Genomic DNA, 18,961 nt, shown 5'->3' on the forward strand with positions numbered 1-18,961 from the left:
TCAATACGGCGCAATTGGGATTTTTGCGTGATTATGCCAACATACCTCATTTCTCGGCATAGGCGAATGGATTGTGGCTCGAATAAAACTGGAATTTCCCGAGCAGGTGTTTTGTTTTCAAACTCGTCTGGCAGTGCGCAGCACCGATCTCAACGGTGCCAATCATTTGGGTAACGATGCACTGATTTCCATGCTGTCAGAGGCACGGGTGCAGCTTCTTTCCCATCACGGGATTGACGAAGTCGGTCACAATGGCCTGGGCATTCTGGTGACTGACCTGGCTACTGTGTATCAGGCCGAAACCTACTACCCGGAAACCCTGGTGTTTGACGTAGGAATAACCGACTTTAATCGCTACGGCGGTGATTTTGTATTCCGCGTAACCCGCGAACGGGACGGCGCTGCAGTGGCGCAGGCCAAATACGGTTTTGTATTTTTTGATTATGGTGAAACACAGGTAACGCCCATGCCGGATAGCTTTCGCTTGAAGTTCGCCGTCTGAGGCTCGTTTAACGTTCGCCTAACCGGCATTACGGGCAGTTACTTTGCCGGGTCCTTGCCTGCTTTTTGCGGACAGCCTTGCCATTCCGGCGCGGTAAAGCTGCCAGGCGATAATGCCGGCCAGCAGATTGCCCACCAGCGCGCCGGTCATCAGGCCGGGAATGCCATTAAGCTGGCTGCCCAGCCAGAGCATGGGCAGGTAACACAGAAACAGTCGCAAGGTGGAAATTAGCAGCGCCCGCAGCGGCAGCCCCAGGGCGTTGCACACCGACACCATCAGCATGCAGGCGCCCAGCCCGCCGTAGCTCAACGGCACCCGCCATAGATAGCTGGCCAGAATACTTTGCACCTCAGCATCGGTGGTGAACAATTCGGTCACCAGGCCGGAACCCAGCAGCCACAGCAGGCCAATGGCCAGCTGCCACACCACCAAAAAACGCACCGCCAGACCCACAAGGCGACGAATATTTTCTATTTCACCCCGGCCCAGCATGCGCCCGATCATTTGCGGCATCGACATAGTCAGCGCCAGCACCACCACAATCGAGAAAAACTCCAATCGCGAGCCCAGCCCCCAGGCCGCGACGGCGGTAGAACCAAAACTGGCGACCAGCGCTGTGGCCAGTACCGCGGCCATTGGCGGCATCATCTGGCTGACCATGGCCGGCGCCATAATGCCGCCCAACTGGCGCACCGCGCGCACCAGCTGCAGGCCGGCCAGGTCAAACCCGAGCCAGCCGCGCTTGAGCAGCAGCGGATAGATCAGCAGAGCGCCCAGGCCGAAGGCGGTGGCGGTGGCCCAGGCCGCGCCGGGCAGGCCCCAGCCAAAATAAAAGATGTACAGCCAGTCCAACCCTATATTTAGCAGGCTGGTGGCCACCATCACCGCGCCGGGCAGTTTGGTGTTGCCGTGGGAGCGGCACAAGCTGTAACCGAAATACACCATGGCGCCGATCCAGGCTGCAATCAGCCAAGGCGCCCAGTATTGGCGAATAACCGGCCATAGTTCAGGCTCGGCGCCCAGCAGGGTCAGAATCGGTTGCTGACCGAACCACACCAGCAGGCACAACACCAGCACCAGCACAGCGCCAATCAGCACCACCAGCCCGCCCAATTGGCGCGCGCGATCGTTGTTGTTCAGGCCCAGGGTGCGGGAAATTACGGCGGTGGTGGCAATGCCCAGGCCAACATACATACCGCTGACCAGTTGCTGCATGGGAATGGTAAAGCCCAGTGCTGCCAGCGGGTCGCGGCCAAGCTGGCCGATAAACGCGCTGTCGGTAAGCTGAAATGTCATCAGCGATAACACACCGAACAGCATTGGCCAGGTCATGTCGTAAAGCTGGCGAGGCAGGCTGGCGCCGGCGCTGGCGTTGGTGGGTAATTGACTCACAGGGGCAATCCGGATGTCGGTTCTGAAGGAAGTCGGGCAGTGTAACAGCAAGCGCCGGGGCATTGGATGCTTGCGCGTTGAGTTGAATAGCAACGCAAAATAAAGAAACCGGCACCGCAGGCGCGATGCCGGCACTCGTTATGGCAGATTACAGAGCGTTCAGAGCGGCGTCGTAGTTGGGCTCGTCTTTGATTTCGCCAACCAGTTCGCTGTGCAGTACCTTGTTGTTCTCGTCTAGAACAATCACCGCGCGGGCGCACAAACCTGCTAACGGGCCGGTTTGCATAGCAACGCCGTAGTCCTGCTGAAAGCTGTAGTTGCGGAAGCTGGACAGGGAAATGACGTTGTCCAGGCCTTCGGCGCCACAGAAACGGGCAAAGGCAAAGGGCAGGTCTGCGGAAATCACCAACACCACGGTGTTGTCGAGATCAGCGGCTTTTTCGTTGAATTTTCGGGTAGATGCGGCACACACGCCGGTATCTATGCTGGGGAAAATACTCAGAATTTTACGCTTGCCGTCCCAGCTGCTGAGTTTAACGTCTTCCAGGCTGTTGTTGGTCAGAGTAAAAGGTTGGATGGTTTCGCCAGGTTGGGGGAAGTTTCCGCTCAATTCTACGGCATCGCCGCCAAGTGTTACGTTGCTCATAACATTCTCCTTTAAGGATGGAAGTGTCAGAAAAACAGACTTTATAATACCGGTGAACTTACTCTTTCTAGTCTAAATTGGATGCATTTGCACGTTTTCGGCCGCCAGGCGCCCTATTAAACACTGGCTTCCGGCTCGAAACCCGGTGCAGGGAAGCGTTGTACCAATAGTACATAGCTGGCGAGCGCGGCGAACGTCGACGTTGCAATCACCAGTGCCATCACCAGCGACGTGCCATCGTGTAGGTAGCCTACCAGAGCACCGGAACCGGCGGCTATGGTCATCTGTGCGAAGCCGAACAGCGAAGAAGCTGACCCTGCCATGCGCGGGAAATTTGCCAGTGCGCCGGCCATGGTCTGGGGCAGTACCATACCGGTGCCGCATAGAATTACCGCCTGGGGCAGCATAACCGCCCATACCGAATACACCTCAGCCAGCGCCAATGATGCCATAACGGTGCCACCGGCCGCAGCCAGTAAAATACCACGGAGCAAGATCTGATCGGGTGACAGGCGTGTGCCCAAGCGCACCGCCAGCAGGTTGCCCACTATGTAGCCGGCCACCACAAAGGCAAAGTAGAGCCCGAAGTGCTGCGGCGACACCCCCAGAAAGTCGATGAGTACGAAGGACGAGCCGGAAATAAAGGCGAACAGGCTTGAATACATCAGGCTGTTGGTGAGGGTATAACCCAGAAAGCTGATGTCGGTGCCAATCAGGCGATAGTTCTTCAGCAGTGATGCAGGCCGAAGTGGCTGGCGGTATTCCGGGCGCATGGGTTCGGGTATGCCGATAGCAACAATGGCCATCATTGCCAGGGCGTAACCGGCCAGCACGTAAAAAATCGATGCCCAACCCAGATGGGTCACCATTACGCCGCCAATGGTGGGAGCCAGCGCCGGAGCCAGGGCCATAATGCTGGCCAGAATGGCCATGATGCGAGCTGATTGTTGTGGCGTGTAAATATCGCGCACCGCGGCGCGCCCCAGTACCGGGCCGGCCGAACCCCCAAGCGCCTGCAAAAAGCGAAACAGCATCAGGCTGTCAACGTTGGTGGCGCGGGCACAGCCAATACTGGCGAGGGCAAATATAAAGAAGCCGGCAATCATGATGGGTTTGCGGCCAAAGCGATCGGCCAAGGGGCCACAAAACAACTGCGCCATGGCAAAACCGGCCAGATAAAAGCTCAGAGTAAGCTGAACATCGCCGATGCTGGCGTTCAGGTCGCTGCCAATCTGCGGCAGTGCCGGCAGGTACATATCGGTTGCCAATGGCCCCAGCGCCACCGCGGCAGCTAATAATATGGTGGTCCAGATACTGGTTAAGGCAAGCATGACATATTCCGTAAAAGCGTTGATTCCGGCAGGCAGTTTACGGATTTAAAGGCAGCGGGTAAGCCGGTCAGTTGTCATACAACCTATGAATGATATCGATTGATTATTGCGTCATTCCATTCATGGTGGCCGCCACCGCGTTTATCTGGTTGCGCAGCCAGCGGTGGGCAGCATCGTTTTGATAGCGCTGGTGCCAGATCATCAACAGGGTAAAGGGCTTGTAGTCGAACGGCAGTGGCACCCAGGCGGCCCGCGACAACAGCTGCTGACCCATACGTTCCGGCGCCACTGCCAACATGTCGGTACCGTATAAAAGGCTGGCAAGGGCCGAGAAGTTCGACACGCTCACTCTCTTGGTGCGGCGCAGATTGCGTGCGTTCAAGGCTTGGTCCAGCCCCGGTTGTTCAGCGGAACCCAGCATCAGGCTGATGTGATCGGCTTTGAGAAAATCTGCCAGGGTATGAGGCGGCTCGCGCCGGGCCGGATCATAAAATACCACCATACGGTCGGCCATCAGGCCACGTTGCATAATATCGCCGGCTTCTGGCGGGTGAGGCGACACAATCAGATCGCAGGCTTCCTGGCGTAACAGCTCGGCGCTGGGAATGCCGGCAGCAATCACCTGCAGGCGAATGCCCGGCGCCTGCTCACGCAGAATGGCCAGCAAGCCGGGCAACAGAAGGTCGCGCTCGTAATCGTTGGCGGCGATAGTAAACACCATATCGGCGGTTTGCGGGCTGAACGGCGGGCCGGAAGACAGCGCGCGCAAATCATCCAGCACCTGGCGAATATGCGGGCCGGCCTGTTGGGCGTAGCGGGTAGGGGTAATGCCACGCCCGGATTTCACAAACAGCGGATCACCCAAAGCCTGGCGTAAGCGTTCCAGGGTGTGGCTGACGGCTGACTGGCTGACCCCAAGCGTTACTGCGGCCCGCGATACGCTGCCTTCGTCCAGCACCACCAAAAAGGTGGCCAGGGCGCGCAGGTCCAGATTGAAAGGTTCAACAGGGTTCATCAGCGGGAGTCCGTTTGTGTTGCCATAATGGTGCCACAATAACGCAATTACGATACCACGCTGTTAACAGTAGAAGGCATTCGCCTCTGCCCAAGACCTAACGTGGTTGTTATGATTAGCCAACTTGAAATTTCAAAATGGAATGAACCCATGCTCAGTTTTTTACCTGCGCCGGTGATTGGTGTACTGAACTCGTTGCTGTTGTTACTGAACACCCTGGTGTGGTGCCTGTTGTTATATATTCCGGCGCTGTTGAAGCTGATTATTCCCCACAAGGGGTTTGGTGTGCTGTGCACCAAGCTGATTATTCGCGTGGCCGAAATTTGGGTAGCGTGTAACAGTGGCTGGATGAAACTCACCCAGGGCACCCGCTGGGAAGTGACCGGGGCCGACGAGCTGAAGCAGGAAAGCTGGTATCTGGTGCTTAGTAACCACCAGAGCTGGGTGGATATTCTGGCCATGCAGCGGGTTTTTCACGGCAAGGCACCGTTTCTGAAGTTCTTTCTGAAGCAGCAGCTGGTGTGGGTACCGGTGATCGGCTTGGCCTGGTGGGGGCTGGATTTCCCGTTCATGAAGCGCTATTCGCGCCAGTATCTGGTAAAGCACCCCGAAAAACGCGGTGAAGATATGAAAGCCACCCGCCGCGCGTGCGAGAAGTTCCAGCACACGCCCGTCAGCATTATGAACTTCGTAGAAGGCACGCGCTTTACGCCGGCCAAGCACGCCGCCCAAAAATCACCCTATATTCACCTGTTACCGCCCAAAGCTGGCGGTGTCGGTTTTGTGTTAGACGCTATGGGTGACTCCGTCAAAACATTGGTGGATTTGACCATTGCCTACCCCGGCGGTGCGCCGACCTTCTGGCGGTTCTTGTGTGGCCAGGTACCAGAAATCAAAATGGAAATTCACACCGTGGCCATTCCCGACAACCTGAAAGGCCGCGACTACATGGCCGACTCTGAATACCGCCGCAACGTAAAGCTTTGGCTTGCCGAACAGTGGCAAGCCAAAGACCAGCGCCTTACGCAGATGCTGGGACAGAGTCCTGCTTCGGCTCCTGCAGCGTCAGATTGATCTGACGGCGTTCGTCATCCACCCCGGCCAGGCGCACGGTAACGGCCTGGTCGAGTTGGAAGATGCGGCCATTTTTGTTGTGAATCAGACGCAGGGTGACCGGGTCAAAACTGTATTTGCCATCCAGGTCACGGCAGCTGACAAACCCTTCCAAACCGTTGCAATTTAAGCGTACAAAAAAGCCGGCGGGAATGGTGCGGCTGATAACGCCGCCCATATCGTCGTCGCCCAGGGTTTTTGCAAATTCGCTTTTAAGCCAGTTCTCTACGCCGTTGGCGGCCTGGCGAGCCTGTATCAGGGTCGCCTGAAGTGTGCTGAGTGCGTTGTTGTCCAATTCTTCTAGCGGCGCCTGCCAGATCAGTGACTTGATCACCCGGTGCACGTAAAAGTCAGTGAACCTGCGTAGCGGCGAGGTAAACGTGGTGTAGGCAGCAAGCCCCATACCCTGGTGCGGTGCGGGACTGAAAGCCAGCTCGGCGCGGGCCAGTTGGCGCGCGACAATGGATTTCACCGGGGCATCCGTGTTCAGGCTGTCGGCGGTTTTCATCAGTGTTTTGAAACTTTCTGCCTGGGCAACGTCCAGCTCTGCAAGCTGGGGCGCGTGTTGTTCCAGCAGCTTGCGGATGTTGTCGTGACGGTCGGCGCGCAGGCCGCTGTGACAAATAAACAGGCCCTTGTTGTGCTGTGAAAGAAAGTCGGCGGCGCAGCGGTTGGCCGCCACCATGCATTCTTCTACCAGGCGATGGGCTTCATTTTGAACCGTGGGTTCGATGCTGCGAATCCGGCGGTTTTCGTCCAGCCGCAGGCGGAAGTCCGTGCGGTCACCACTAATCAGAGCGTGTTCGACGCGCCAGCGACGCAGCGCCGTAGCGGCTTGGTGCAGCTGGTCGAGGCTGTTAGACACAGTTGGCGACAGAGCTTTAATGTCGTCGTCTTCGCGGCCGTCAATCAAGTTGGCAACCAGTTCATAGCTGAGCTTGCCGTGGGAGCGGATGCTGGCCTGGTGAAAGCTGTAATCGCCCAGACTGCCATCGTTGTTAACCTGCAGATCGCATATCAAAGCCAGGCGCGTAACGTCAGGCTGAAGCGAACACAGGCGGGTGCTGGCGGCGTCGGGCAGCATCGGCAGCGGCTCGCCCGGGAAGTAAATGGCAGTGGCACGGCGCATGGCTTCGCGCTCGGTGGCGCTGCCTGGCTCAATCAGTGCGGTGGGGTCGGCAATCGCAATCGACAGCGCCCAGCCGGTGGCATTTGGCACCGCCATCAGGGCGTCGTCCATGTCTTGGGTGCCGGGGCTGTCAATGGTGACATAGGGCTGCGAGCAGCGGTCTTCGCGGCCGGCGCTGTGCGCGGCTATGGCGTCTTCACTGAGTGCCTGGGCGTGTTGCTGCACTGCCTCTGGCCAGGCGTCGGACAAATCAAAGCCGGCCATGGTCAGCGCCCGTTCAATACCGGCGTCGCCGGCCTGGCCTATTACCCGCAGTACCCTGGCCTGGCCTTTGCCGTCTTTGATCGGATGGCGGTGCAGGCGGCAATATATGTAATCACCGGGCTGGGCATCGTTTCGCTCTTTTGGCGGTATGAAAATCCAGCGGTTAATGCCCGCGGTTTCCGGCACCACAAAGTGACCTTTGCCCTTGACCTGGTAGCGGCCTACGAAGGTATCCAGCGAGCTGTTCAGCAGCTCTTCCACCAAGCCTTGGGTTTTGCCTTTCTCGACATCCTGTTCGGTGATGGTGATGCGGTCGCCAGGAAGCACTTTTTGCATTTCCTCGGGCGGAAGAAACACATCTCTGCCGTCATCCAGGGCAACAAAGCCAAAGCGGCCATTGGTTGCTTTTACGGTGCCGGGCAAGACCACTTTGTGTTCTTCGATATCGGATTTCAGCTGGCGCAACTGGCTGAGAGCGTCGGCATTGAGCATGAAGTAACCTGGCTGATAAAAAATGAATGTTGCCGCGCAGTATAACTGTAAAGGTGCAATGAGTCAGACCCGTTCGGCAATGAAAGCGTGACTGATGCTTTATTTGTTGGGTCAGCCCGGGATTTGATGGTCTTTATGTGCGGCCTGTTACATAACGCCAGAACCGAAATTATGCCGACTGGCGCATTGGCCGGCCGGCGTAACCGCATCCCGAAATGTCGCGGCAATCAGTTGTGTTCGGCGAACACCCGGGTCTGGCCGTTGGCGTTGAATAACAGCACTTGGTACGGGTCTTTGCGATCGCCCATTTCCATTCCCGGTGAGCCTGCAGGCATGCCCGGCACGCTCAAGCCGCGGGCTTGGGGCGTTTGGCTTAACAGGCGCTTGATGTCGTCCGCAGGCACGTGGCCTTCAATCACGTAGTCGTCGATAAACGCGGTGTGGCAACTTGCCAAAGCCGGTGTCAGACCGGCTTCGATTTTCACCGGCGTAACATTGTCGACTTCGCTGACGTCTACCTCAAAGCCGTTATCCTCTAGATGCTTTACCCAGTCGGTGCAACAGCCACAGGTGGGCGACTTGTAAACGTGAATGTTGCGCTCAGTTTCAGCGCTGACCAGAGCCGAGCCAAAGCTGAGGCTGGCGCCAAGAATAATGGCCAATGTGCGTTGTTTCATCGTTTTTACCTTTGTGTTTTGGAGTCAGTTGTGGCGAGCCAGAACCACCAGACGACGGCGGCCATCAACGCTAAACCTGTGAGGTTGACCAGAAAAGATGTCATTGGTTCTGTTCCTGATTGGCTGAGTTGTTTATTTTATGACTGGTTTTGAACATTCGTAAACGATTGGCGTTGGTGACCACGGTGACCGACGACATCGACATGGCTGCGCCGGCAATGATCGGGCTTAACAAAATGCCCCACAGTGGATACAGCAGGCCGGCGGCAATGGGGATACCCAGGCTGTTGTAAATAAACGCGCCGAACAGATTCTGGTGAATGTTCTTCACCGTGGCGCGGGATATTTCGATGGCGTCGGGAACCCCGTGCAGAGAACCGCGCATCAGGGTGATGGCAGCGCTTTCAATGGCTACATCGGTGCCGGTACCAATGGCAAAGCCGACATCCGCGGCGGCCAGAGCCGGGGCATCGTTAATGCCGTCACCCACCATGGCGACTGTGTAGCCCTTTTTACGCATGTCATTAACCACGTCGGCTTTGTCTTCCGGCAACACTTCGGCGCGGTAATCGTCAATACCGGCGCTGGCGCAGATGGCTTTGGCGGTGGCGTCCACATCACCAGTGACCATCATCACTTTGATGCCAGCTTGGTGCAGCCGTTCAATGGCGGCCCGGGAATCGGACTTGATGGCATCGGCAACGCCAATGACGCCTAGCACTCGGGTGCCCAAGGCTACAAACAACGGGGTGCCGGCGTTGTCGGTTATGCTGCGGGCGGCCTGGTCCAATGGGGTGACATCCAACCCTTCATCTTCCAGCCAGCGCCGGTTGCCCAGGCGCAGGGTGTCGCCGTTGTGTTCCCCGGCTACGCCCTTGCCATTAAGGCTGTCAAAGCCGGTTATGTCGGCCGGTTGGAGTTTGTTCTGCTGGGCTTTTTCCATGATGGCGTAAGCCAGCGGGTGTTCGGAATGCTGTTCCAGACCGGCGGCCAGGGCCAGCAGGTGGCTTTCGTCACCCTCTACTACGACATGCACTTGGGTAACCGCAGGTTTGCCTGCTGTGATAGTGCCGGTTTTATCCAGAATCACCAGATTGATTTTGCCGGCTGTTTGCAGAGCTTCACCCTGGCGGATCAGCGCGCCGTATTCGGCGGATTTGCCGACGCCAACCATCACCGACATAGGCGTGGCAAGGCCCAGGGCGCAGGGGCAGGCGATGATCAGTACGGTGGTGGCGGCCACCATCATGTGAGCAATCACCGGGTCTGGCCCCAAGTTGTACCAGGCCAGCGCCGCTACGATAGCAATCAGCATCACGCTGGGCACGAACACGGAAGAGATTTTATCCGCCAGGCGGCCTATCGAGGGCTTCGAGCCCTGAGCTTTTTTCACCAGGCGAATAATCTGCGCCAGGGCAGTGTCGCTGCCTACCCGGGTGGCTTCGTACACAATACTGCCACGGGTGTTCAAGGTGCCGGCAGACACTTCGTCGCCCTCGGCTTTACTGACCGGCATGGGTTCGCCGGTAAGCATGCTTTCATCAATGCGGGTGTTGCCCTCGCGCACCACCCCGTCCACCGGCAGCTGTTCACCGGGCCGAACGCGAATCTGGTCGCCTTTACGCACCTGTTCTATAGGCAGGTCCTGCTCCTGGCCGTCGCGGATCACACGGGCGGTTTTGGCGCGCAAGTCCAGTAGCCGGCGCACGGCTTCAGAGGTTTTGCCTTTGGCCCGCAGCTCTAGGGCCTGGCCCAGATTGATTAGGCCGATGATCATCGCCGAGGCTTCAAAATACACGTGGCGCGCCATCTCCGGCAGCGCTTCGGGGAAGACTGCCACTACCATGGAATAAATCCAGGCGGTGCCGGTACCGAGGGCCACCAGGGTGTCCATATTGGCGTTGTGATGAACAAAGGCCTTCCAGGCGCTGGTAAAAAAATGGCTGCCGGCGGCAATCATCACGCCCAGGGTCAGAATGCCCAGGTTGATCCAGGTGGTCTGGTTACCGGCATCTACGGTCATCGAGCCAAAACCCATGCCCCAGATCATCAGGCCGACACCCAGTGACAGACTGACCGCCATTTTTACCAGCAAGGTGCGGTAGCGTTTGCGATCCTGCTGCTGGCGGCGTTCGTCTGCGGCGTCTGGATTATCAATCACGCTGGCGCCGTAGCCAGCGCTTTCGACGGCGTTTATTAGCGCTTGCGGGGCTACTTGGCCGCTGGCAGTGGCGGTGTTGTCGGCCAGGTTCATGTGGGCGTGGGTAACGCCGCTGACCGATTTCAGAGCTTTTTCTATGGTACTGACGCAAGACGCGCAGGTGGCGCCGGTGACCGCCAGTTGAATGCCATCGTTGCTGTCATTGTTCGCGTTGCTATTGCTGGCGGCGCTGGCCGGCTTTGGCACAGGGGCGCCTGGCTCATCAGCATCACTTTTTTCGCTGCGACAGGATGGCGTTGTGTTGCTGGCACAACAGCTTTTGGCGACGGTGGATCCGGCATCAAGAATCTGCGCCGGGAAGCCCGCTTCGGTGATTCGGCGGGCGGCGTCGGCGGGGTCAATGCTTGGGGGTAAGGTGACAGTTTTTTGCTCTATGTTCACATCCACCGCGGCGCTGTCGTCGACCAAAGGTGCTAATGCCACGCGGATTTTACGGGCGCAGCCCTGGCAGGTGGCACCGGCAATGCTGAGCCGGTTTTCGGTGTTAGCGGCTGTGCTGTCCATGATTCAGGATTCCTCCGTCAGACCAGGCTCGGCCTGATCCCAGTGTTCAATTAAACGGCAGATGGTATGGCCGTCCGGCGTGCCATCGGGCATGCCTTGCCAGGCGTCCAGAGCTTTTCGCATGCGCTGGTGCAGCTGCTGGAGCTCGTCAATCTGGCGTTCAACATCAATCAGGCGCTGTTCAAACATGCTGCGCACCATAGGGCAGGGGGAATGTTTGTCGTCAGCCTGATTCAGAATGTTGCGGATCTCGGGTAGGGAAAAACCGAGCTGGCGGGCCTTACGGGCAAAGCGCAGGCGGCGCAGGTCTTCGCTGGAGAACTGTTGGTAGTTGTTCGCCGGATCGCGGCTGGGTGCCAGTAGTTTTTCGCGGGTGTAGAAGCGCACAGTGTCGGGCGTTACCCCAGCGGCACGGGCCATGTCCTTTACTTTCATAAACTACCTCATCGCCTTTTACGATAAGTATAGCTTAGAACCTGTTAGCCGCTCACAGGTCAAATGTTACGAACGCGTTGTCAGCCTTTGGCGCGCAGAAAGCAGCCGCAGTGCTTGCATTGATCTGGCACCATCAGTTTGGCTTGCCAGCCCAGCTTTTCGCTACAAGCGGGACACGTCAGTTTTAGCTGCATAGCCACAATCGGCGCCACCAACACCACCAGAATGATGCCCAGCCCGCCCCAATCATCGCCGCTGGACAACCCCAACTGGCTGCTGAACACCAGAATGATGATTAATGCTGTAAAGGCGAACAGAAAATAATTGCGGTTCCAGCGTTCCCAGCGGCGCAGGCGTGCGTCTTGTTCGGTGCTCAGATAATGTGCCATGGAGTCTCGCGGTTAAAGTGGGTTTTCAGCGTGCCGTGGCTTCAGCCACTGCTCCAGCTGGTCGGCGGGAATCGGACGGCTGATCAGATAACCCTGAGCCACATCGCAGCCTTGCTGGCGCAAAAAACTGAGCTGGCTGGTAGTTTCTACGCCTTCGGCGACCACCTGGATGCCCAGGTTGTGGGCCAAATTAATAATTGCAGAGGTAATGGTGGCATCGTCCTGACGTTCGGTGACCTGGGTGATGAACGAGCGGTCAATTTTTAGCAGGTCAATCGGGAAGTCTTTGAGATAGCTCAGCGAGGAGTAGCCAACGCCGAAATCGTCAATTGCCAAGCGCACGCCAAGTTGCCGCAGGCGTTTGAGCTGGTCCAGATTGTGGTGGATATTGCTCACGAATATCTCTTCGGTTAGCTCGATTTCCAGCTGTTGCGGTGCCACACCGGTGGTCGCTAACGCCGACTGTACATAGTCCAGAAGGTCAGAATTTTCCAGTTCGCGCCCGGACAGATTCACCGCAATTTGCAGATTCTGGTAAGGGGTTCCACGCCATTCGCTGAGCTGATTGCAGGCGGCCGTCACCACCCAGCGACCAATATCGGTGATGCGTCCGCTTTCTTCGGCCAGCGGTATGAATTCACCTGGCGTCAATAATCCGCGCCGCGGATGCTGCCAGCGAATCAGCGCTTCTACGTTGTCGATGCGATTGCTGTGCAGGTTTAGCTGGGGCTGATAATATAGTACAAATTCATTATTGCTAAGGGCAAGGCTGAGATCTTTTTCCAGTTCCAGGCGCAATACTTCCCGCTCTTGCATGCCTTCGGTATAAAACTGGTAGCTGTTGCGTGCCTGCTGTTTGGCCCGGTAGAGCGCGATGTCGGTATTGCGCAACAGGGTTTCGGCGTCTGGCCCGCTTTGCGGGTATACGGCAACACCCATGGTGGCGGTAATCTGAAGTGGGTTGCCTGGCAGGCCAAAAGGTTGAGCGAAAGTCTGCTTTACTCTGCCCAGAAGGTGGATGACATCATCAACGGCGGTGACCTGCTGCTGACAGATCAGGAATTCGTCACCGCCGGCATAGGCCACCATAATACGTTCATCCGCCAGGCCACTAAGGCGCTCTGCGACCCTGCTGAGAATTTCATCGCCAACCTGATGCCCCAGCGAGTCGTTGAGCATCTGAAAACGGTCCAGGCCCAGCATGATTAAAGCTACCTGTCGTGACTTACGCTCGGCCATAGAGAGGGTGTACGAAAGATCGTCCATAAAAAAACGGCGGTTGGCCAGACCGGTGAGAGGATCGGTGGATTCCAGTCGGGCCAGATCCTGCTGGATGGCGCTGCGTTGGGCGATCTCCCGGTCCAGTTGGCTGCGGGTTTTCAGCAGTGCTTGATTGCGGCTCAAAATCCCCTGAGCCAGAAGCGTTGCCACACTGATAACCAGCCCCAGAGTCAAAAGACTGGCTAACGTGAGCCAGGCCCAGGGGCTGCGTTGGTTCTGCACCCAGGTGTGGCTGGGGCGCAACGTCAGGCTCCAGTCTATGGTGGGTAAATCCAGGGCGATCTTGCTACTGAATTCGCTACTGATAGGCAGCGACGGGTTCAGCTGAGATTCAAGCTTGCCGTCTTCGTAAATATCGACTTGAAACAGTGCCAACGCGCGGCTGTTCAGCAGGGTCTGTACCAGAAGATCTACCTGGAAAACCCCGCCGATAAGACCGTTGTTATCGTCGCCGGTACCCACCGGCGCGTAGACTACAATCCCTCTGCCACCCTGGTACAGGGGAATAACCCCTGAAACATCCACGTTGCCCGTCAGCATTGCGCTCTTCAGTGCCTGAACCCGCTCAACATTGAATGCAACTTTGTAGCCAACCAGTTCTGGCCAGTCTTTCGACTGCTCAATCCAGCGAATGTAAAAATCACGATCAATCCACTCAATTGCCTGGTAAACCCTGAAGTCTTGCAGATAGTTGCGGGCATCATTTCGCCACTGGGCTTCGGTAATTCCTCCGTTGAAGTGCAGACGATCAGCGCTGCGGCGCAGGCCCAGCAACAGGATATTGAATTCCCGCTGTAGATTGTTGGCCATTATTTCGGCCTCTGTGTTCAAATGCGCCTGAATTTGGCGACTGTCTTGCTGGCTTTGACCAAATCGCAAACCCAGGGCCAGCAATAAAAACAGGGAAAAAATAAACACCGGCAGGGCTGGATGCAAAAGCCCTTTTGCCACAACACGCTGTGTTGAATCGGTGTTTTTCATCGAGCTCTCTAGGGTCGGGGTATAAGTCGGGGTATTTCCATTTTTGGACAGCGGTCCATCACCACTTTCAGGCCCGCCTGTCGTGCGCGCTCGGCACCTTTTTGATTAATAACGCCAATTTGGAGCCACAGCACCGGAATGTTCATGGCGATCGCCTGGTCGATCACCGTGTCAGTGCGTTGCGGAGCCAGGAACAAGTCCGCCATGTCTACCGGGACCGGCAATGACTTAAGGTCCGCATAAACGGTTTCACCCAGCAGCTGCTGGCCGGCCAGACCGGGATTAACGGGTATTACCCGGTAGCCTTGCTGTTGCAAGTAATGCATAACCTTGTGGGAGGGCCGGTTGGTTTTTTCACTGGCGCCCACCAACGCTATGGTGCGGACCTGCTGCAGAATGTCGAGAATCTGCGAATCAGACGTCTCGGGCATAGTGTAACGCTCCTGTCAAAGAAGAAAATAACAATGTAAGTGCTGCTATTTATCCAGTGTCCCGTCTGGCCAATGTGAGCCTGATTAACGGTTGGTGCCGATCAGATTGAAGAACTCGAGGCGGGTGGCCTGTGATTTGCGGAACTGGCCGAGCATCATCGAGGTCTTCATTTTCGAGTTCTGTTTTTCGACGCCGCGCATCATCATGCACATGTGCTGGGCTTCGATCACCACGGCCACACCTTTGGCGTTGGTCACACTTTCAACCGCTTCTGCGATCTGTCGGGTCAGATTTTCCTGGATTTGCAGCCGCCGCGCATACATATCCACAATGCGGGCGAACTTGGACAAGCCCAGTACCTTGCCTTGGGGCAGGTAGGCAATGTGGCACTTGCCGATAAAAGGCAACACGTGATGTTCACACATGCTGTACAGTTCTATGTCCTGTATCACCACCATTTCGTCCATGGCGGATTCGAACACGGCGTTGTTGACCAGGTCGTTCAGATCCTGCTGGTAGCCGCGGGTTAGAAACTGCATGGCTTTTGCCGCGCGCAAAGGCGTGTTCCGCAGGCCTTCGCGGTCACAGTTTTCACCCAGGCCGTCAATAATGGCGCGATAATGGCCAGCAAGATCGTCTGTCAGGGGATTGCTCATAAATAAGGGTCCGGTTTACTGAATCTGGCAAGGGCAGAAGCTTAAGACAAATTGGCCACGATCTCTATGGGTAAACATTGTGATTATGGTCAGCTGTTGCCCTCATGGCCGGCGGCTTTGGTTTTATAAAGTGTTGGCGCAGGATTGTGCCAGGCCCCAATGGTTATACTTTGTGGCCTTCTCCAATGCGCTCCCTATAAGGAAAAACCATGACCGCTATTCATATTCGCACACCGGCTTTAACCATTCGCGCCGGTACTCGTGCCATGAGGCGGTTACGGGATAACCCGCTAAGCGCCGGGGATGTTCACGTGGTTCCTGGTGCTGCCGGCGGGCCAAAAGCCCTGGGCCTGAGCGGCCTGGATAAAACTCTGTTTGGGCATTGGCTGCCGAGCGCGCCGCAACCCAGAGCGTTGGTGGGTTCGTCTATCGGCAGCTGGCGCTTTGCGGCGGTGGCGTCGTCTGATAACCCGGTTGCCCAGTTGGAGTTGCTGGCGGAGCTGTATACCCAGCAGCGTTTTACAAAAGGGGTCAGCGCCGCCGAGGTAACCCGTAAAAGCCTTGAGTTTCTGCAGCAGTTATTGGGCGGGCGCGAGCAGCATATTTTGAACCACCCGCAGTATCGGCTCAGCGTAATGGTGGTGCGCAGTTTGGGATTATTGCAGCACGATAGCCGCGGTCGCCTGACCCTGGGGCTGCTACACGCCATTGGCAGCAATATGCTGGGGCGCCGGCACTTGGGCCGCGTTATGGAGCGGGGTATTGTGCAGGACAGCCGCGCACCGGCACCTTTAGAGGAGCTGCGCGATTTCGCCAGCCACACCATTGCCCTGACTCAAGACAACCTGCTTCCGGCGTTGCTGGCCTCGGCTTCAATTCCAATTGTGATGTCGGGAGTGGCGAACATACCCGGAGCGCCAGCAGGGCTTTATCGCGACGGCGGTTTGCTGGATTATCACCTGGACCTGCCGTACCAGCAGCCCGGTGTTGTGCTCTATCCGCACTTTACCGACCGGATAATTCCCGGTTGGTTCGATAAGTCTTTACCTTGGCGTAAGTCTAAAGCGTCACATGTGCAGGATGTGCTGTTGGTGGCGCCCTCGGCGGACTATCTGGCGAGTTTGCCCAATGGCAAGCTGCCGGACCGTCGTGACTTTGAAAAGTATCTGGGCGATGACGCCGGCCGCGAAAAAATCTGGCGTAGGGCGATTGCGGAAAGTGAGCGCCTGGGTGATGAGTTTATGGAGCTGGTGGAAAAGCAACAGTGGGGCTCAGTGATGCAGCCGCTCTAGCCTGACTCCCGCAGTCATTTCTTGAAGACACTCTATTATGTCCACTCCCTGTAATCCTGCGTTGTGATAAAGGCTGCGTAGTGACCTGCTATCGAGCAGGTTTATGCACGCTGCTTGCCGCCAACCGCGGACACCAGCAGGAAACAGCTGAATGCGGTAACCACCACCGACGGCCCCGCCGGTGTGTCCAGTTCCCATGACAGCGTCAGCCCGCCGGTCACGGCAATAAAGCCGAACCCCATCGCCATGGCCACCATCTGTTCAGGTGTGCGTGCCAGGCGTCTTGCGGTGGCGGCGGGAATTATCAGTAACGCCGTAATCAGCAGCACGCCAACAATTTTCATGGCGACCGCAATGACAATAGCAAACATCAGAATCAGCGCTAGCCGCAGGCGTTCTACCGGCACCCCTTCCACCCGCGCCAGTTCTTCGTGAATGGTGCTCATCAGCAGACCACGCCACAGCAGTGCCAGCAGGCAAAAAATGGTGGCGGCACCGCCGTAAATCCACCACAGATCGCTGCGGCTCATGGCCAGCAGATCACCAAACAGCAGCCCGGTCAGATCCATTCGCACCGAGGGCATAAAGCTGAGGGTGACCAGGCCAATGGCCAGCGCGCTGTGGGCCAGTATGCCCAGCAGGGTATCGGTAGCTAATGTTTTGCTGCGGGAAAACAGCACCAGCGCCAGAGCCAACCCCAAGCAAGTGATAATCACCCCGACATTAATCGGCACCTGAATCACAAAGCTCAGGGCAATGCCCAGCAGCGCCGAATGAGCCAGGGTGTCGCCGAAATAGGCTAGCCGCCGCCAAACCACAAAGCAGCCCAGAGGCCCCGCGACCAGAGCCACACCCAGGCCACCAATCAGCGCACGCCAGAAAAAATCATCCAGAATACTGTCAATCATGGTGGTGCCCTGAGCAGGTCGGCACTGCTTCGGCGTCGGTAAGCGTGCCATCGATAGCGGCGCCGTTGCCAATAACGTTACCGTGCAGGTCATGGCGGTGATTGTGATGGTGATGGTACACCGCCAGTGATTCGGCAACGGCGGTGCCGAAGGTTTCAATAAAGGCCGGATCGTGGGGGATGTCTTCCGGAAAACCGCTGCAACACACGTGCTGGTTCAGGCAGATGACTTTGTCGGTGGCGGCCATAACCAGGTGCAGGTCGTGGGAGATCATGATAACGCCGCAGTTGAGCTCGTTCCGAAGTTGACGCACCAGATCGTAAAGTGCCGCCTGGCCATTGATGTCGACCCCCTGGGCTGGTTCATCCAGTACCAGTAGGCCGGGCTGGCGGGCCAGCGCACGGGCCAGCAGCAGGCGCTGTTTTTCGCCGCCGGACAGATGATGCACAGAAGCTGCCATCAAGTGGGCCACGCCGGTGCGCGCCAACGCCTGTTGGCAGCCTTTGCGATTGCAGCCGCCCAGGGCCATAAAGCGTTCCACACTCAGCGGCAGGGTGGTTTCGAGATTCAGGGTTTGTGGCACATAGCCAATCACCAACCCCGGTTGCAGGCTAATCGAGCCAGAAGTGGCTTTCTGGATGCCCAGGATGGTTTTGATCAGAGTGGTTTTGCCGGCTCCGTTGGGGCCAATAATGGTGATGATATCGCCGCGCTTTATACTCAGAGATACTCGATCAACAATCAATCGGTCATTGAGCGTCACCGATACCTTACTCAGTTCTGCCAAAACCTCATTCATGATGGCGTCGGCTGATCAGTGCTGTCGCTCTGACAGCGAGGGCACAGGCCGGCAATTTCCAACGTAATCTGCTCTACCTGAAACGCTTCGGCTGTTGCAGCCTGGTTAATGGCCGCGGTTATGTTCGGGGCGGCCAATTCCAGCACGTTGCCACAGCTGCGGCAGATCAGAAAGGTGGCGCAGTGGTGCTGGCCCGGGTGGTCGCAACCGGTGAACGCGTTAAGCGACGCAATACGGTGTACCAGGCCGTGCTGCTGCAAAAAATCGAGGGCGCGATACACCGTTGGCGGCGCAGCCTTGTGGCCATCGGCGCTTAACTGAGCCAACACGTCGTAGGCGCCCAAAGGTTTGTGGGACTGCCAAATCAGCTCCAGCACTCTCTCCCTGACCGGGGTTAGCCGCGCCTCGTTACGTCGGCAGATTTCCTTGGCTTGAGCCAGGGCCTGATCAACGCAAAGATCGTGATTGTGGGGGCGATAGGGTAAAGCGCGGGCGGGCATGG

The 18,961-nt window shown here is 57.2% G+C and carries 18 protein-coding genes; 3 read left to right on the forward strand and 15 right to left on the reverse strand.

From position 1 onward, the window contains the following. The first annotated feature begins 73 nt into the window (after positions 1-73). Positions 74-502 (forward strand): thioesterase family protein, encoded by a 429-nt coding sequence (locus tag ATI45_RS16480; RefSeq protein ID WP_098420722.1) that lies wholly within the window; start codon positions 74-76, stop codon positions 500-502. A gap of 18 nt (positions 503-520) precedes the next feature. Here ATI45_RS16480 and ATI45_RS16485 read toward each other — a convergent pair whose 3' ends face one another. The 4 genes from ATI45_RS16485 to ATI45_RS16500 form a co-directional block, all read right to left on the reverse strand. Then, positions 521-1,894 carry an MATE family efflux transporter gene (locus ATI45_RS16485; protein WP_098420723.1) on the reverse strand — a complete coding sequence of 458 codons (1,374 nt, stop codon included), beginning with the start codon at positions 1,892-1,894 and terminating at the stop codon, positions 521-523. A 148-nt stretch (positions 1,895-2,042) separates the two neighbouring features. Then, positions 2,043-2,540 carry a thiol peroxidase gene (gene tpx / locus ATI45_RS16490; protein ID WP_098420724.1) on the reverse strand — a complete coding sequence of 166 codons (498 nt, stop codon included), beginning with the start codon at positions 2,538-2,540 and terminating at the stop codon, positions 2,043-2,045. A 116-nt stretch (positions 2,541-2,656) separates the two neighbouring features. Then, positions 2,657-3,871 carry a multidrug effflux MFS transporter gene (locus ATI45_RS16495; protein ID WP_098420725.1) on the reverse strand — a complete coding sequence of 405 codons (1,215 nt, stop codon included), beginning with the start codon at positions 3,869-3,871 and terminating at the stop codon, positions 2,657-2,659. Between the two features lie 103 nt (positions 3,872-3,974). Then, on the reverse strand, positions 3,975-4,886 hold the full coding sequence (locus ATI45_RS16500; protein ID WP_098420726.1) for a LysR family transcriptional regulator: 912 nt from the start codon (positions 4,884-4,886) through the stop codon (positions 3,975-3,977). A 150-nt stretch (positions 4,887-5,036) separates the two neighbouring features. Between ATI45_RS16500 and ATI45_RS16505 the strand changes: the two genes are divergently transcribed. Next, a complete protein-coding gene (locus ATI45_RS16505) occupies positions 5,037-5,960 on the forward strand; it encodes an acyltransferase (protein WP_098421796.1) in 924 nt (307 codons plus the stop codon). On the opposite strand, the gene ATI45_RS16510 is transcribed toward ATI45_RS16505, so the two are convergent. From ATI45_RS16510 to folE, 8 genes are all read right to left on the reverse strand, one after another. Beyond that, entirely contained in the window at positions 5,908-7,884 is a 1,977-nt protein-coding gene (locus ATI45_RS16510) for a ribonuclease R family protein (protein WP_098420727.1), read from the reverse strand. The genes ATI45_RS16505 and ATI45_RS16510 overlap by 53 nt on opposite strands. Positions 7,885-8,111: 227 nt before the next feature. Beyond that, positions 8,112-8,561, reverse strand: a complete 450-nt coding sequence (locus ATI45_RS16515) for a DUF411 domain-containing protein (RefSeq protein WP_098420728.1) — start codon at positions 8,559-8,561, stop codon at positions 8,112-8,114. Between the two features lie 100 nt (positions 8,562-8,661). Continuing rightward, positions 8,662-11,286, reverse strand: coding sequence for a heavy metal translocating P-type ATPase (locus tag ATI45_RS16520; RefSeq protein WP_098420729.1), 2,625 nt, complete (start codon positions 11,284-11,286; stop codon positions 8,662-8,664). Between the two features lie 3 nt (positions 11,287-11,289). After that, a complete protein-coding gene (locus ATI45_RS16525; protein WP_098420730.1) occupies positions 11,290-11,721 on the reverse strand; it encodes a MerR family transcriptional regulator in 432 nt (143 codons plus the stop codon). An 80-nt stretch (positions 11,722-11,801) separates the two neighbouring features. Further along, positions 11,802-12,110, reverse strand: coding sequence for a hypothetical protein (locus ATI45_RS16530; RefSeq protein WP_098420731.1), 309 nt, complete (start codon positions 12,108-12,110; stop codon positions 11,802-11,804). A gap of 12 nt (positions 12,111-12,122) precedes the next feature. Next, positions 12,123-14,372, reverse strand: coding sequence for an EAL domain-containing protein (locus ATI45_RS16535; RefSeq protein ID WP_098420732.1), 2,250 nt, complete (start codon positions 14,370-14,372; stop codon positions 12,123-12,125). 8 nt (positions 14,373-14,380) lie between these two features. Then, positions 14,381-14,803, reverse strand: a complete 423-nt coding sequence (locus ATI45_RS16540; RefSeq protein ID WP_098420733.1) for a CoA-binding protein — start codon at positions 14,801-14,803, stop codon at positions 14,381-14,383. An 84-nt stretch (positions 14,804-14,887) separates the two neighbouring features. Beyond that, positions 14,888-15,460 (reverse strand): GTP cyclohydrolase I FolE, encoded by a 573-nt coding sequence (gene folE / locus ATI45_RS16545; protein WP_098420734.1) that lies wholly within the window; start codon positions 15,458-15,460, stop codon positions 14,888-14,890. 209 nt (positions 15,461-15,669) lie between these two features. Here folE and ATI45_RS16550 point away from each other — a divergent pair, with 209 nt between their 5' ends. Continuing rightward, complete coding sequence (locus ATI45_RS16550) at positions 15,670-16,752, forward strand: patatin-like phospholipase family protein (protein WP_098420735.1); 1,083 nt, start codon at positions 15,670-15,672, stop codon at positions 16,750-16,752. A 101-nt stretch (positions 16,753-16,853) separates the two neighbouring features. On the opposite strand, the gene ATI45_RS16555 is transcribed toward ATI45_RS16550, so the two are convergent. The 3 genes from ATI45_RS16555 to ATI45_RS16565 are packed head-to-tail and all read right to left on the reverse strand — an operon-like array spanning position 16,854 to position 18,959. After that, positions 16,854-17,660 carry a metal ABC transporter permease gene (locus ATI45_RS16555; protein ID WP_098420736.1) on the reverse strand — a complete coding sequence of 269 codons (807 nt, stop codon included), beginning with the start codon at positions 17,658-17,660 and terminating at the stop codon, positions 16,854-16,856. Beyond that, the gene (gene znuC, locus ATI45_RS16560; protein ID WP_098420737.1) at positions 17,653-18,459 is read right to left on the reverse strand and encodes a zinc ABC transporter ATP-binding protein ZnuC; all 807 of its coding nucleotides are present in this window, start codon (positions 18,457-18,459) and stop codon (positions 17,653-17,655) included. Before znuC ends, ATI45_RS16555 begins: the two co-directional genes overlap by 8 nt. Further along, positions 18,456-18,959 (reverse strand): Fur family transcriptional regulator, encoded by a 504-nt coding sequence (locus ATI45_RS16565; protein ID WP_098421797.1) that lies wholly within the window; start codon positions 18,957-18,959, stop codon positions 18,456-18,458. The genes znuC and ATI45_RS16565 overlap by 4 nt, the downstream gene beginning before the upstream one ends. Positions 18,960-18,961 lie beyond the last annotated feature (2 nt).

The sequence above is a fragment of the Marinobacter sp. LV10MA510-1 genome (assembly GCF_002563885.1).
GTDB lineage: Bacteria > Pseudomonadota > Gammaproteobacteria > Pseudomonadales > Oleiphilaceae > Marinobacter.